The sequence below is a fragment of the Amycolatopsis sp. lyj-23 genome, assembly GCF_046549135.1.
GTDB lineage: Bacteria > Actinomycetota > Actinomycetes > Mycobacteriales > Pseudonocardiaceae > Amycolatopsis.
In genome coordinates this window covers 514,411-529,254 of sequence record NZ_JAJPWN010000003.1, presented here as the reverse complement: position 1 = coordinate 529,254, position 14,844 = coordinate 514,411, and the positions used below count along the sequence as shown (strand labels likewise).

Here is a 14,844-nt window from a genome sequence, read left to right as displayed (position 1 = left end):
AGGATGGGGAGAATGGACGAAGAGGAAGCCGTCGCCCGCGCGCGGGAGTGGTTGCGCACGCGGCCCGGCGGCGACCGGCTGCGGGTCCGGCCGGAGTTCGCCGCGCGCCGCCCGGACGGCTGGCGCTTCCCGGTCAACACCGCCGCCTACCTCGACGGCACCGACATCGGCGCCGGCCTGTTCCCGAGCCCGGTGGTCTTCGTGCCGGACGACGGCGAGATCGGGTACGACCAGGCCGCGATGGCGAGCCCGCCCGCCGAGGCCGAGTGGCGGCCGGACGTCGACCCCGAGTTCGACGAGAAGGCGTTCCCCGAGCTGGACCTCCCGGTGCGCGCGATCCGCGGCTGGAGCCGGGCGGACGGCGAGTACCGCGTCAACGAGCAGTACTCCGCCGGCCCGGTCTGGCGCGGCTTCCCGGTGCCGTCGACCGACGTCGAAAAGCTGCTGAACTACCTGGCCGCGAACTGGATCGGCCGCCCCGAGTTCGTCCGCGCCCTGCTGAACTGCGAAGTGCTGGTTCCGCTGCTCGACACGGGTCAGCCGCTGCTGCGGCCGCTGCCCGGCACGGGCGGGCGGGAAGTCATCGCCTACAGCGCGTCGGCGAAGGTGCCCGGGCGGTACCCGCGCCGGTGGCGCGTGCCGGTGCGGGAGCTGCCGCCGTCGGCGGGGCTGACGCTCGACCCCGGCACCGGGCTGGTCCGCAGCCTCACCGCGGCGGAGCTGGCCGCGGTCCGCGGCACCGAGACCACTCCGCGCGCCCCCGTCGAGGAGCCCGCGCCGGAAGCCGGTCCCGAAGTCGCCGCGGCGCTGCCCGCGCTGGTCGCGGAGTTCGGCATCGAGCCGCCCGACCTGCTGGAACGGCACCTGCGGTACGCCGTCGGCCAGGCCCGCGACCACCACTTCGAGCTGACGGCGGACGAGTGCGTCCGGTACCTGCGCGGGTTTGCCTGGCAGTACCGCAACGGTGTCCGCCGCCGGGTGGGCCAGGCGCCGGAATGGCCCGCCGACCTGGCCGCGAACGGCCTGATCGCGCACGTCGACGAGGACGCCCGGCCGCGGCCGGTGCCGTGGGCGTTCGGGAAGTTCTCCGTGACACCGGCCGACCGCTTCGCCTGGCAGCGGATCGTCGGTGCGTACGCCGGCTTCGCGATCGGTGACGCCGTGGGTGGCGGCGCGGATCCCGCGGGGCCGCTGCCGCTGGGCGGCCTGACGCGGCAGCTGCTCTTCCAGACCGGCACCGTGGTGCGCGGCCTGCCGCCGGTGCCCACGGGCGAAGTCCCGGCGACGCTGCCCGAGCCCGACCCGGCCGGCTGGCTCGCCGTCGCGACGCGGCACGCGGGCCCGGCGCCCGCCGAGTTCTCCGCGCTGCTGGCCACGGCACTGGCCGCCACACCCGCGAGCGCGGTGGCGCTGGCGGACGTCGACGGCGAGCAGTACGCCAAGGACATCGCCCGGGAGCTGACCGGCAGCGCGGCCGGCGCCGAGGTCACCGAGGGCGTCGAGCTGCTCGTTTCCCTGTTCCAGGCCCTGCTGACGCGGGAGCCGTTCGCGCTGCCGGTGCACGTCCGCCTGCACGAGATCGGTGGCGAGCTGGCGGCGTCGACGCTGGCGCTGCGCGCGGACCGCGACGCCGACGACGTCACGCAGCTGGAATCGATCGGCGACGGCCGGAGCGTCCGGTCGGTGCTCGGCCGCGCGTTGTTCGCCGCGGCCAAGCGGGGCTACGACCCGGCAGCGGCGATCCGGCTGGCCGCCCGGTCCGGTCCGGTGGCGGGCGCGATCGCCGGCGCGCTGGTCGGCGCCCGCGTCGGCCTCCCCGGCCTGCCCTGGGTCGTGTCGCTGCCCGACCTCGGCCTGGTCGAGGACGTCGCCGGTGACGTCTTCCGGTACTTCAACCGCAACGGTGTCCAGGTGGAGACCGCGGAACACGCCCGATGGGAGCGCCGGTACCCGAGTGGCCGGTTCGCCCCGCAACCGAAGGGACCCGACTTGCGATCGCGACTGCGCGGCAGCCTCCTGGCCGGGGCGATCGGCGACGCACTGGGCGCGAAGACGGAGTTCGACCCGATCGACCGGATCCGCGAGCTCGCCGGGCCGGACGGCATCACCGACTTCATCCCCGCGTACGGCGGCGTCGGCCGGATCACCGACGACACGCAGATGACGCTCTTCACGCTCGAAGCGCTGATCCGAGCGCACGCCCAGCAGCGCCGGACCGGCGCCGCGGACGTCGTCCACTCGCTGCAGATGGCCTACCAGCGCTGGCTGCACACCCAGGGCGTCAGGTGGGACCGGGCCCGTGGTCCGCAGTCGGCGGTCGAGGCGCCCGACGGCTGGCTGATCACCCATCCGGAGCTGTTCAGCCGCCGCGCACCGGGCCTGACGTGCTTCGGCGAGCTGGAGGCGTACGGCCGGTCGGGCGTCCGGGGGACCGTCGAGCGGCCGGTGAACAACTCCAAGGGCTGCGGCGGGGTCATGCGCGCGGCGCCGATCGCGCTGTGGTCTGACGACCTCGCCGAGGTGTTCCGGCTCGGGGCCGAAAGCGCGGCGCTGACCCACGGCCACCCGAGCGGGTACCTCTCGTCGGGCTGCTTCGCGGTGATCGTGCACGAGCTGCTGCACGGAAAGCCGCTGCCCGACGCGGTCGCGTCCGCGCGGGCCGAGCTCGTGCAGCACCCCGGGCACGAAGAGCAGAGCGCGGCCCTCGACGCGGCACTGGCGCTGGACGGCCCGCCGACGCCGGAGAAGCTGGAGTCGCTGGGCCAGGGCAACGTCGGCGAGACGGCGTTGTCGATGTCGGTGTACGTCGCGCTGACCACCACGGACGCCGACTCGGCGTTGCTCGCGGCGGTCAACCACAGCGGCGACAGCGACTCGACGGGCTCGGTCTGCGGCAACCTCGTCGGCGCGATGTACGGCGAGGAGGCCCTGCGGCGAAGCTGGCTGGAGCGGCTGGAGCTCCGCGACGTGATCGTCGGCCTCGCGGACGACGCGCTGACCGAGTTCGGCCCGGATGCGCCGGGCGACGACCGGTGGTTCGCTCGGTACCCGGTCGACTAGGTTTTCTCGGGGTACTGGGGACGGGGAGGACAAACGTGCGTTACCGGGTAGAGGTGGCCGAACGCCCGGACGGCCTGTACGCGTCATGGGGCGAGGGGACTTTCCGCGCGCAGCGGTCGACCACGGACGGCACGGTGCTGCTGTCCGTGCTGCCGGAGGAAGAGGCGCCGGAGGGGTTCGACAAGGAGTTCGAGGGGCGGCCGGCGCGCGTGGTGCCGGCGAGCGAGGTGCCGTCGACGTTCACGTTGCGCACCTTCGCCGAGTACGACGGCGAGGTCTTCGAGGTCGCGCCGGGCGACCGGCCGGAGCTGACCCTGCGCTGGGTCCGCGACGACGCCGCCCGCGCGGCGCAGCTCGGGCTGACCGACTTTTCGGTCACCGTGCCGGCCAAGCAGGTCACCGCGCTGTGGCAGACGCGGCTGGACTTCACCGAGACGCCGGAACCGCGGCCGCAGCCGGGCACCGGCGACCAGAACGCGCTGCTGCGCGCGATCGGCCGGACGCTGCTGCACACCGTGCCCGGCGGCTGGACCCGCGTCGGCGCGCAGTTCCGGCAGGTCGGGGACTACGCCGAGATCGAGGTCCGCGCGGTCGGCGACGAGGACGGCCCGGTCTCGGTGTCGCTGCCGGCCGTGCCCCGGCTCGGCGGGCTCTTCGCCCGGCTGCGGGCGGCGATGTACCAGGCCGAGGCCGGGACGTGGTTCCAGGGCACCTTCACCCTCGACGCCGAGTCGAAGTTCGACTTCGACTTCGACGCCGACCGGGAGCCGGACTGGCGGGTGCCACCGAACGAGGGCGGCCGCCCGTCGACCGCCGCTTACGAGCTGGAGCTGGCGAACTTCCCGCGCACGCCGAAGCACCTGCCGGCCTGGCTGACGGCGAAGACGGGACTGCCGCTGGACGTCGTGTTCCGGCAGGCCCGGGTCGTCGACTCGCACGTCGAGGGCGAGCGGCCGGTGGTCAACCGGCCGCCGGTGCCGCCGGAGCAGGTCCGCGGCCTGCTCGACTACCTGTTCCGGGCGCCGGTGGCGCTGCACCGGCCCGCGCCGCTGCCGGACATCTTCGGCGCGCCGGGGGCCAAGCCGGACGTGCCGAACGCGTTCCACACCGACGGCACCTGGCTCTGGCCCGCCGCCGTGCCGCACTACCTGCGCAAGTACGGGGTGCCGCCGGAGCCGGAGCTGGTCGAGCACATCCGGGCGGCCGGCTTCCGGCTGCCGTTCGTCGGCGAGCTGGTCCGCGCGACGGCGGAGGCGGAGGTCCTCGGGCAGCCGCGGCCGCCGCAGACGACCGCCGACCTGCCGGACGAGCGCGCGCTCACCCGGGTCGCCCGCGGCGAGCCGGTGCGGAACCTGCGCGGCGCGGAGACGCTGGAGCTGCTCCAGCAGCGGCTCGCCGAGCACGGCGTGCCCGCAGCGGCCTACCGGATCGGCGCCAACGAGATCCCGGCCGAGGGCGTGTGGACGCTGCGCCGCGCGGAGAACGGCTGGGAGGTCTCGCGGCCGCCGTCCGACGAGCCGGTCGCGTTCGGCTCGCTCGGCGACGCGGCGCGGTTCCTGCTCGGTGTGCTGCTGATGCTGCCGCCGCGGCCCGCGGAGGAGTCCGACCAGCCCGCCGACTGGCCGATCCTGCCGATGCGCGGCGAACCGCCGTTGAACTTCTACCGCGGCAAGCGCCTGGTCGTGCTGCCGCCGGGCACGACGGTCGTCCGGTTCGGCAACGAGACCGGCAACCTGGTGCACGCCGGCGGCTCCCGGTTCGTCGAGACGGCGCTGGCGTTCGAACGCGAACGCGAGAAGCGGCTCTACCGGGTGCAGCGCGCTGTGCGGGTGCTGACCGGCGTGACGGCGCCGTGGGGCGGCCTGCCGGGTGGTGCGGTCGCCTACCTGCTGCCCCGGCCGCTCGCCCAGCACCTCGAGACGGGCTCGCTCAGCAGGCAGTGATCAGGACGGCGGGCGACCACCAGTAGTCGGCGAGCGGCGTGACGTCGACCTCGGTGAAGCCCGCTGTCTTGAGCTGGTCCGCCCAGACCGCGGCCGGGTGCTCCCAGTTGGTCCGCTGCTGCCCGGAGACGATCCCGAGCAGCACCGGCAGCAGGAAACCCTGCGCGACCAGGGTGGCGTCTTCGCCGTACTCGGCCACCCCGCGCTCGTAGCGCTCGACGAGCGACCGGAGGTGCTCCGGCGAGCCTTCGTCGAACTCGGGGACGTCGAACTCGGCGAGCACCAGCGTCCCGGTGCGCGGCTGCAGCGTCCGCAGCACTTCGGCGCGCTGCTCCGGCTCGATGGACTGCAGCGCGAAGGTCGACTGGACGAAGTCCCAGCCGAGGTCGTCGCGGGCCAGGAAGTCCTGGGCCGTCGACTGCCAGCACTGGGCCGACGGCACCCGCTCGTGGACGCCCTCCAGGAGCGCGGCCGACGGCTCGACCAGGTCGATCCGCGGCGGCAGGTGGGACGCCTGCTCCAGCGCGGGCACGACGGCGAGGCCGTCACCGCAGCCGAGGTCGAGCAGGGATTCCGGCTTGGCGGAGTCGTAGCGGGCGGCCAGCTCGGCGCTCAGCGCCCGGTACAGCTCGACGTTGCCGCCGCCGCGGATGAACGCCGTGAACGCGCTCGGCTGGTCGTACACCGGCGCCGAGCCGTCGCCGGCCAGGTAGGCCCGCAGTTCGTCGGCCAGTGTGGAGCCGGCGCGCCCGGCTTGCGCGGCGAGTTCGGCGGCCTGGTCGCGGTCACCGGAGCGGTAGGCGGCGAGAGCGTCGGCGAGCAGCTCGATCGAGGTCATAGCACCGGGGATATCAGAACGGGACCCACAACGTCACCCGAGTCCCCCCACCGGCGAGCCCCGACTCGACCAGCGACGTCCCGCCCACCTCGGCCAGCCGGGCGGTGATGGACTCGCTGATGCCGAACCCGGCGGGCCGCTGCGCCTTGTCGAACCCGCTGCCGTGGTCGCGGGTGATCACCGCGATGCCGCCGTCGCGCTCCTCGACGCGGACCACGACCCGGTCGGTGCCGGAGTGCTTCATCGTGTTCCGCATCGCCTCCCGGACGGCGTCGCGGATGGCGATCTGGCGGACCTCCGACAGCGTGTCGTCGTCCAGCTCGGCCACCACGAGCTGGGCGCGCAGGCCGTCGCGGGCCATCTCCGCGGCGAGCGCGGCGAGCTTCTCGCCCAGCGGCCGCGCGCCGGCCTCGGCCCGCTCGGACGCCGCCGACTCGATCGTCTGCCGGATCTCCATCGCCTGCGCCCGCGCCAGCCGCTGGATCTCCACCAGCCGTTCCCCGGGGTCGCCGGGCCCGGACAGCGCGATCGCCTCCAGCGTCTGCAGCACGGTGTCGTGCAGCCTCCGGTGCTGCTGGGCGCGCTCGGCCAGCCGTCCGTTGCGGGTGCCGTAGGCCAGCGCCAGGCGCGTGCCGAGGCCGGTCAGCACCAGCGCGGCGGTGGCCAGGAACAGCTCCGCGAGCAGCACGGAGTACGTCGAGAACGCGGCCCCGACGCGGAACTCGCCTGTGTTCAGCCAGTTCGCCAGCATCCGGAGCGGGAAGCCGATCAGCCCGAACACCACGCCGCTCGGCAGGCCCAGCGCGAGCGTCAGCAGCCCGATCTCGCCGTAGAGGTGGACGCTGGTGACCGCGAGCGCGTCGAAGTACGCCGTAGTCGGCACGGTCAGCGCGATGAGCAGCGGCGAAAGCACCGTGAAGGCCAGGTCGACGGCCAGCAGCTTCCCGGCGTCCCGGCCGCGGAACGGCGCCGAGCGGAACATCCAGCGCAGGCCGATGACGTTCAGCGCGACCGACAGGAGCGCGAACACCCCGACCGGCAGCAGCCCGGTCGTGCCGTGCTGGAGGAGGTAGACGCCGAACTGGCCGGGGACCGCGAACAGCCGGTACGCCAGCGGGATGAGCACGACGTACCGGGTCGCGCGCAGCAGGAGGCTGTCGCGCTCGGTCGGGTCGATCGGGCCGGACATGCGCGAGATGCGCCGCAGCGCGTGCATCGGCGCCGGGTCGGCGATCTCGGCGGGCAGCTCACTCGTGGCGGTGGCGATCGCGGGGGCGCCGCGCCTCAGCAGCGCCACCAGGAAGCTGCCCCCGCCCGCCACGCCTCACACGTCCCCGACGCCGTTTTCCGCGGCCCACTTCTTCAGCTCGGCGACCGCTTCGTCGTGCTCCAGCGGCCCGCGGTCCAGGCGCAGCTCCTTGAGGAACTTCCACGCCTTCCCGACGTCCGGCCCCGGCTTGAGGCCGAGCAGCGCCATGATCTGCTCGCCGTTGAGGTCCGGCCGGACGCGGTCGAGGTCCTCCTTGGCCTTGAGCGCGGTGATCCGGGCTTCGAGGTCGTCGTAGGTGGCCTGCAGCGCGGCGGCCTTCCGGCGGTTGCGGGTGGTGCAGTCGGCGCGGACCAGCTTGTGCAGCCGGGCCAGCAGCGGGCCGGCGTCGGTGACGTACCGGCGGACCGCCGAGTCGGTCCACTCGCCCTTGCCGTAGCCGTGGAACCGCAGGTGGAGGAACACGAGCTGGGAGACGTCGTCGACGATCTCCTTCGAGAACTTCAGCGCCCGCAAACGTTTGCGGGCCATCCGCGCGCCGACCACCTCGTGGTGGTGGAAGCTCACCCCGCCGCCCGGCTGGAACTCCCGGGTCGCCGGCTTGCCGGCGTCGTGCAGCAGCGCCGCCAGCCGCAGGATCAGGTCCGGCTCCGACGTCGGCTCGTGCGTCTTCTCCAGGTCGATCGCCTGGGCCAGCACGGTGAGGGAGTGCTGGTAGACGTCCTTGTGCTGGTGGTGCTCGTCGATCGCCAGCCGCATGCCGGGCACCTCCGGCAGCACGCGGTCGGCCAGCCCGGTGTCGACCAGCAGTTCCAGGCCCGGCCGCGGGTCGTCCGCCAGCAGCAGCTTCGACAGCTCGGCCTGCACCCGCTCGGCGGTGATCCGGTCGATCTCCTCGGCCATCGACGTCATCGCGTCGACCACCCGCGGCGCGGCGGCGAAGCCCAGCTGCGCGGCGAACCGGGCGGCGCGCAGCATCCGCAGCGGGTCGTCGGCGAAGGACTCCTGCGGGGTCGCCGGCGTGTCCAGGACCTTCTCGCGCAGGGCGCCCAACCCGTCGTGCGGGTCGATGAACGTCTTCGACGCCAGCTCGACGGCCATCGCGTTGACCGTGAAGTCGCGGCGCAGCAGGTCGCCCTCGATGCTGTCGCCGAAGGTGACTTCGGGGTTGCGGCCGACGCGGTCGTAGCTGTCGGCGCGGAACGTCGTGATCTCGAGCTGCATGCCCTTCTTCGTCACGCCGACCGTGCCGAAGGCGATCCCGACGTCCCAGACCGCGTCGCCCCAGCCGCTGACGATCTTCAGCACCCGGTCGGGCCGGGCGTCGGTGGTGAAGTCGAGGTCACCGGAGCGGCGGCCGAGCAGCATGTCGCGGACACTGCCGCCCACGAGGTACAGGCGGTGCCCCGCCCTGGCGAACCGTTCCGCCAGCTCCTCCGCCAGTGGGGAGACCTGCATGAGCTCCACCACCTGCTTGTCGACCACGTCGTTCACGAAAATCCCACTACGTTCCAGGTGCGGTTGCTCCAGGCACCGCCGGACACGGACCCGGAGAGCCAGCCTACCGGGGCAACCGTTTGCTCTAGCATCGCAGCATGTCCGGATCAGCCGGCCGCCCCGGCGCCTCCAAGCCGCGCAGGCGGCGCAGGCGCCAGCGCGGCAGGCGCCTGACCACGGTCGACGAGACGTCGGCCGGTGGCCTCGTCGTGGACGCCGAGCGCGAACAGGCGGTGCTGATCGGCCGGCTCGACCGGCACGGCAGACTGCTGTGGTCGCTGCCCAAGGGCCACATCGAGGACGGTGAAACGGTGGAACAGACCGCCGTGCGCGAGGTGAAGGAGGAAACCGGCATCTCCGCGCGCGTCCTTCGGCCTCTGGGCACCATCGACTACTGGTTCGTGGCCGAGAAGCGGCGCATCCACAAGACCGTGCACCACTTCCTGCTCGAAGCGCTCGGCGGTGAGCTGTCCGACGAGGACGTCGAGGTCACCGAGGTGGCCTGGGTCCCGCTGGCCGAGCTGGAGACCAAACTCGCCTACTCCGACGAGCGCAAGCTCGTCCGGAAGGCCAGTCAGATGCTCAAGGAACTTTTCGCGCGCCCGGACGTCCACGGACGAGACGAGCACGCCCCTGAGGGAGCCCCCGAGTGAAGCGGTTCGCCGCAGCCTTCCTGTCCATCCTCTTCCTGGCCGTCCCCGCCCTGGCCGGCGCTTCGGTGGCGCAGGCGCAAGAAGGCGCGCGCCTGCGCATCGACCTGGCCGGGCTGAGCCCGCGGGTGATCACGACCTCGACGACGACGCTGACTGTCACCGGCACGGTGACCAACACCGGCGACCGCCGGATCACCAAGCCGCAAGTCCGGCTGCAGGTCGGAGAGCGGGCGACGACCGAGCGCGGGGTCGGCGACGTGCTGTCCGGCGCGGTCGTCAAGGACACCCCGCTGACCGAGTTCACGTCGATAGCCGACGTGCTCGAGCCGGGCCGCAGCGCTCCGCTGAACATCACCGTGCCGCTGACCGGGACGCGGGGCGACCGCTTCTTCGGCCGTCCCGGCGTCTACCCGCTGCTGGTCAACGTCAACGGCACGCCGGAGTTCGGCGGCCCCGCGCGGCTGGGCGCGGTCAGCATGCTGATGCCGGTGCTGGCCGCGCCGGGCAAGCCGGTCTCCAGCCGGGGCGGCGCGCCGAGCATGACCCTGCTCTGGCCGCTGACCGGCAACGTCCCGCACGTCTACGCGGCGCCGTACGGCAGCCCGGTGGTGCTGGCCGACGACCGGCTGGCCGCCGAGATCAGCGGGGACGGGCGGCTGAACGCGCTGGTCACGTCGGCGGCCTCGGCCGTGCGGGACAACCCGAACGTGGGGAAGTCGATGTGCTTCGCGCTCGACCCGGACCTGCTCGCCACGGTCGACGCGATGACCCGCGGCTACCTCGTGCACACCGACGCCGGGAACGCCGACGGCAAGGGCGTCGACGCCGCGAAGGCGTGGCTGACCGAGGTGCGCGCGCTGGTCGGCGGCCGCTGCGTGGTGACGCTGCCGTTCGCCGACGCCGACCTCGACGCGCTCACCCGGATCCGGCCGGGCGACACCAGCCTGCTCACCCGCGCGGCCGACGGCGCCGCGACCGTCCAGCAGCTGACCGACGTCCCCCCGCAGACCGGCGTCCTCTGGCCGGACGGCACGCCCAGCGCGGCGGTGCTCGCGGCGCTGTCCGACGCCGGCGTGCGGACCGTGCTCACCGACGCGGGCAAGCTCGCGCCCGCCGCGGCCGGCGGGGGCGTCACCGTGCAGGGCAGCTCGGTCCGCCTGCAGCCGACGGACTCGCTGATCGCCGCCGCGATGACCGGCGTCCCGACCGTGCCGGGCTCGGTCACCGTGCCCGCGACGACCGAGCGGGCGGTGGCGAGCCAGAACGGGCTCGGCGCGCTCGCCTTCCGCGCCGGGCTGGGCGCGACCGCGGGGCAGCAGCGGCCGGACCACCTGCTGGTCGCGCCGCCGCGGCGCTGGGACGCCCCGGCCGAGGAGTACCGCACCTACCTGCAGCAGGTCGGCGAGTTCCTGGGCGCGGGCGTGGTCACCGCGACCGGCCTCCCGGCGCTGCTCGCCGCCACGCCGGAGACCGCGGGCTCGGTCGGCGACGGCGGCCAGGACCCGGCCCGGAGCATCGACGCCGACGTCGTCTCGACGCTGGCCGGGCTCGACGTCACGGCCACCGGGCTGGCGTCCGCGATGCAGCTCGACCCCGCCAAACGGGTGAAACCGGACGACGTCGTCGCCCCGGTCCGGCTGGCCGAGCTGCGGGGTGCGTCCACGGCGTGGCGGGGGCTGCCCGCGGACGCGGCGACCGCGAACGCCCAGGCCGAGCTGGCGTCGATCAGCGGGCGGGTGACCGTCTCGCAGCCGAAGCAGACCATCGCGCTGGCGTCCGGCAATTCGCCGCTGCCGGTGTACGTCAGCAACGACCTGCCGGTCGGGATCAACGCCCGGTTCACCCTGAACAACAACACGGGCCTGCGCCCGGAGGACGCGACGGACCGGTACTTCCCGGCCAGCGGCGGCAAGAACTACTTCCTGCCGGTGGAGGCGCTGCGGGCCGGCCGGTTCAGCGTTGATGTGTCGTTGAGCACGCCGACCGGTACCCCGCTCGGGTCATCCGCGCGGTTCGAACTGACGTCGACGGAGTACGGCGCGATCACCATCATCGCGACCGTCGCCGCAGGTGTGGCGCTGCTTCTGCTCGCTTCCCGGCGGATCTACCGCCGGGTGAAGGACGCCCGCGCGGGCCGCGACGTCGTGGCCTGATCCCGCGGCCTTCGAGTGTTCCGGGCCGTTCGCTATTACCCTTGGTCCGCACGTGCGCGGCACCCGGCCGCGGCACCGGACGAGCACCGAGGATTGGGCACGCGTTGGAGAGAGAGCCGGGCTTACCACCCGAGCGTGCGGGTCGTCCTCGGCGCGAAGGCCCCCCGCCCCCGCAACGGGCGGACGGGCCCCCGAGGGCAGCACAGCCGGCGCAGCCGGGCCGCCAGCAGCCGCCGCCTCCGCCCCCGGAGCGCGGCCGCCGCCAGCCGCCCCGCAACGGTCACACGCGCCAGCTGCCACCCCCGGACGACGCAACGGTCCGCGACCGGCGCCCGGTCCGCGAGGACGGCCCGTCCCGCCCCCGCCGCGGCGACCAGGCCCCCCAGGACGGCCGCGCCCCCCGCCCGGCCCGCGACGACCACCCACCGGCCGACGACCGCCCGGCCCGCGACAAACGCGCCTCCCGCGCCGGCCGGCCCGCCCGCGCGGACCTCCCGCCCCACGCCGACCGCCCGGTCCGCGGTGGTTCCCGCGGCGAACGGCCTGGTCCGGACGACCACGCACCCCGCCCCCCGCGCGGCGACCGCCCGGCCGCGGAGGACTACCCGGCCCGCGATGGCGGCCCGCGTGGCGAACGGCCACGCGACGACCGCGCACCCGGCGACGACCGCCCGGCCCGCGACCAACGCACCCCACGCGGCGACCGCCCAGCCGCGGAGGACTACCCCGCCCACGGCGACCGAGCACCCGGCGACGACCGCCCCACCCGCGGTGCCCCCCGCAGCGAACGGCCTGGTCCGGACGACATCCCGCCACGGTCTCCGCGCGGCGACCGCCCGGCCGGGGAGGACTACCCGGCCCGCGAGAGCGGCCCGCGTGGCGAACGGCCGCGCGACGACTGGCCCCGGGACGACCGCGGCCCGCACGACGACCGCGCCCTGCGCGAAGACCAGCGCCGGGTTCCGCCGCCGCAGGGTGGCCGGGCGCGCAACGCCGGTCCGGCGCCGACCCGGGTCCAGCCCGTGCCAACGGGTGGTCCCCCGCCGCACGGCGGGGGGCAGCCGGTCGTGCCGCCGCCGGGCCTGCCGCTGAGCGGCGCTCAGCCGGTCATCTCGCCGGGCAACGCCCAGCCGGGTCCGCCGCCGCACACCGGGGCACAGCCGGGCAACGTGCCGCCGCAGAGCGGCGCCCAGCCCGTCGTGCCGCCAGGCAACCCGCAGCCGGCCGTGCCGCCGCCGGGGCTGCCTCTGAGCGGTGCACAGCCGGTCATCTCGCCAGGCAACCCGCAGCCAGGGCCGCCGCCTCAAGGCGGTGCGCAGCCGGGCAACCCGCAGCAGGCCGTGCCACCGCCCGGCCTACCGCTGAGCGGTGCACAGCCCGTCGTCTCGCCAGGCAACCCGCAGCCGGGCAACCCGCAGCCAGGCGGGCCGCCGCCGCAAGGCGGTGGCCAGCCGGGCGGGGCTCCGCTCCAGGGGCGGCTGCCGCAACCCGCCAGCCCGCCGCTGACGCCACCACCCGGCAGTCCGGCGCTCGGTCCCGGCACTCCGCCGCCGGGCACGCCCGTGCCGTCGCGCGGCCGCGCTGCTCGGCGTCCGGCGCCCGTCCGGCCGTGGCAGGAGGAGGCCACTCAGGTCCAGCGGCCGCCGGACCCGGAGGCGACGCGGTTCATCCCGCGCACCGCCGGCGTCCCGATGAACTCGCGCTGGCCGGTCGCCGACCCCGATGTCATGCGGCCGTACGACGCGCTGGCCACGCAGGTCATGCCGGCCTTCAAGGGGCCGCTGGTCAAGCCGCGGCCGGAGGGGGAAGCGCCGGAGGAGGCGCCGGCCAAGGCGCCGTCGCTGGCGAAGGCGTCCGGGCGGATGGCCATCGCGTCGCTGATCAGCCGGATCACCGGCTTCCTGTGGAAGCTGCTGCTGGTCGGTGCGATCGGCCAGGGCATCGCGAACGACTCGTTCAACGTCGCCAACACGATGCCTAACATCATCTTCGAGCTGCTGATGGGTGGCGTGCTCGCCAGCGTGGTGGTGCCGCTGCTGGTGCGCTCGCAGGACGAGCCCGACGGCGGCGCGGCCTACACGCAACGGCTCATCACGGTGGCGTTCACGCTGCTGCTGGTCGGCACGGTGGCCGCGGTCATCGCGGCACCGGCGTTCACGAGCCTCTACGTCGATTCGTCCGGCCGGGCCAGTCCCGCGCTGACCACGGCGTTCGCCTACCTGCTGCTCCCCGAGATCTTCTTCTACGGCGTGTTCGCGCTGCTCTCGGCCGTGCTCAACGCCAAGCAGATCTTCGGCCCGACGGCGTGGGCACCGGTGATCAACAACCTCGTCGTCATCTTCACGATCCTGGTCGTCTGGATCATGCCGGGCGACATCGACACCGGGCACGTCTCGATCACCGACCCCAAGGTGCTGACGCTGGGCATCGGCGTCACCGGCGGCATCGTCGCCCAGGCGCTGCTGCTGGTCCCGCCGCTGCTGCGCTCCGGCTTCCGGTTCAAGTGGCGCTGGGGCATCGACAAGCAGATGAAGGAGTTCGGCGGCCTCGCGCTGTGGATCCTCGGCTACGTCGCGGTCAGCCAGATCGGTTACACGATCAACACGCGCGTGCTGACCAGCGGTTCACCCGGCGGTGTGACGGCCTACAGCAACGCCTGGCTGCTCTTCCAGCTGCCGTACGGCGTCATCGGCGTCTCGCTGCTGACGGCGATCATGCCGCGGATGAGCCGCGCGGCCGCCGACGGCGACCACAAGAAGCTGATCGGCGACCTCTCCTACGCGTCCCGGATCTCCACCGTGATGCTCGTGCCGATCTCCGCGGTGATGACCGTGGTCGGCGGCTCGATCGGCATCGCGCTGTTCACCTTCGGCAAGGGCACGGTCGAAACGGCCGAACGGCTCGGGGACGCGCTCGCGATCTCGGCGTTCGCGCTGCTGCCGTACGCGCTGGTCATGCTGCAGATGCGGGTGTTCTACGCGATGAAGGACGCGCGCACGCCGACGCTGATCATGATCGTGATGACCCTGGTCAAGGTGCCGTTGCTGTACCTCTGCCCGGTCGTGCTGTCGCCGGACAACATCGTGCTCGGCGTGATGATGGTCAACGCGCTGACGTTCGTGGTCGGCGCGATCCTCGGCCAGGTCTGGCTGTGGGTGACGCTGGGCAACCTGCGCAGCAAGCGGGTGATCGGCGTGATCCTGTTCACGGTCGTCGCGAGTGTCTTGGGAGTCGCTGCCGCGTGGGTGGCGGGCAAGCTCGTGCCGGACTTCTTCGGGCCCCGGCTGGGTGCCTGGGCGAAACTTCTGTTGCAGAGCATCGTCGGCATCGTCGTCTCGTTCGGCGTGCTGATGGCGCTCAAGGTGGAGGAGCTGCAGCCGGCCAGGTCGAGGTTCACCCGGTTGATCAAGCGCGGGTAACGATTGCGGTACGG

Annotated in this window: 9 protein-coding genes; 5 read left to right on the top strand and 4 right to left on the bottom strand. The window is 73.9% G+C overall.

Features of this window, described 5'->3' with window-relative positions; all coding sequences use genetic code 11:
- Window positions 1-12 precede the first annotated feature (12 nt).
- Both ACLJPY_RS08610 and ACLJPY_RS08605 read left to right on the top strand, forming a co-directional pair.
- Window positions 13-3,060 (top strand): ADP-ribosylglycohydrolase family protein, encoded by a 3,048-nt coding sequence (locus tag ACLJPY_RS08610; RefSeq protein ID WP_410587472.1) that lies wholly within the window; start codon window positions 13-15, stop codon window positions 3,058-3,060.
- Window positions 3,061-3,095: 35 nt separating this feature from the next.
- Window positions 3,096-5,003, top strand: coding sequence for a TNT domain-containing protein (locus ACLJPY_RS08605; protein ID WP_410587471.1), 1,908 nt, complete (start codon window positions 3,096-3,098; stop codon window positions 5,001-5,003).
- On the opposite strand, the gene ACLJPY_RS08600 is transcribed toward ACLJPY_RS08605, so the two are convergent.
- Genes ACLJPY_RS08600 through ACLJPY_RS08590 form a run of 3 tightly spaced genes read right to left on the bottom strand, consistent with a single transcriptional unit; the run spans window position 4,990 to window position 8,602 of the window.
- Window positions 4,990-5,841: a class I SAM-dependent methyltransferase gene (locus ACLJPY_RS08600; protein WP_410587470.1), complete on the bottom strand. Its 852-nt coding sequence runs from the start codon at window positions 5,839-5,841 to the stop codon at window positions 4,990-4,992. The two genes, ACLJPY_RS08605 and ACLJPY_RS08600, sit on opposite strands and share 14 nt — an antisense overlap.
- Before the next feature lie 13 nt (window positions 5,842-5,854).
- The gene (locus ACLJPY_RS08595) at window positions 5,855-7,162 is read right to left on the bottom strand and encodes a sensor histidine kinase (RefSeq protein ID WP_410587469.1); all 1,308 of its coding nucleotides are present in this window, start codon (window positions 7,160-7,162) and stop codon (window positions 5,855-5,857) included.
- A gap of 3 nt (window positions 7,163-7,165) precedes the next feature.
- A complete protein-coding gene (locus tag ACLJPY_RS08590) occupies window positions 7,166-8,602 on the bottom strand; it encodes a CCA tRNA nucleotidyltransferase (RefSeq protein WP_410587468.1) in 1,437 nt (478 codons plus the stop codon).
- A 101-nt stretch (window positions 8,603-8,703) separates the two neighbouring features.
- Between ACLJPY_RS08590 and ACLJPY_RS08585 the strand changes: the two genes are divergently transcribed.
- Together ACLJPY_RS08585 and ACLJPY_RS08580 are read left to right on the top strand one after the other, a co-directional pair.
- Window positions 8,704-9,258, top strand: coding sequence for an NUDIX hydrolase (locus tag ACLJPY_RS08585; protein WP_284743449.1), 555 nt, complete (start codon window positions 8,704-8,706; stop codon window positions 9,256-9,258).
- The gene (locus tag ACLJPY_RS08580; RefSeq protein ID WP_410587467.1) at window positions 9,255-11,411 is read left to right on the top strand and encodes a DUF6049 family protein; all 2,157 of its coding nucleotides are present in this window, start codon (window positions 9,255-9,257) and stop codon (window positions 11,409-11,411) included. The genes ACLJPY_RS08585 and ACLJPY_RS08580 overlap by 4 nt, the downstream gene beginning before the upstream one ends.
- A 122-nt stretch (window positions 11,412-11,533) precedes the next feature.
- On the opposite strand, the gene ACLJPY_RS08575 is transcribed toward ACLJPY_RS08580, so the two are convergent.
- Window positions 11,534-12,460, bottom strand: a complete 927-nt coding sequence (locus tag ACLJPY_RS08575; RefSeq protein WP_410587466.1) for a hypothetical protein — start codon at window positions 12,458-12,460, stop codon at window positions 11,534-11,536.
- A 642-nt stretch (window positions 12,461-13,102) separates the two neighbouring features.
- On the opposite strand from ACLJPY_RS08575, the gene murJ reads away from it, so the two are divergent.
- Window positions 13,103-14,830 carry a murein biosynthesis integral membrane protein MurJ gene (murJ, locus tag ACLJPY_RS08570; protein ID WP_410587627.1) on the top strand — a complete coding sequence of 576 codons (1,728 nt, stop codon included), beginning with the start codon at window positions 13,103-13,105 and terminating at the stop codon, window positions 14,828-14,830.
- The last annotated feature ends 14 nt before the right edge of the window (window positions 14,831-14,844 follow it).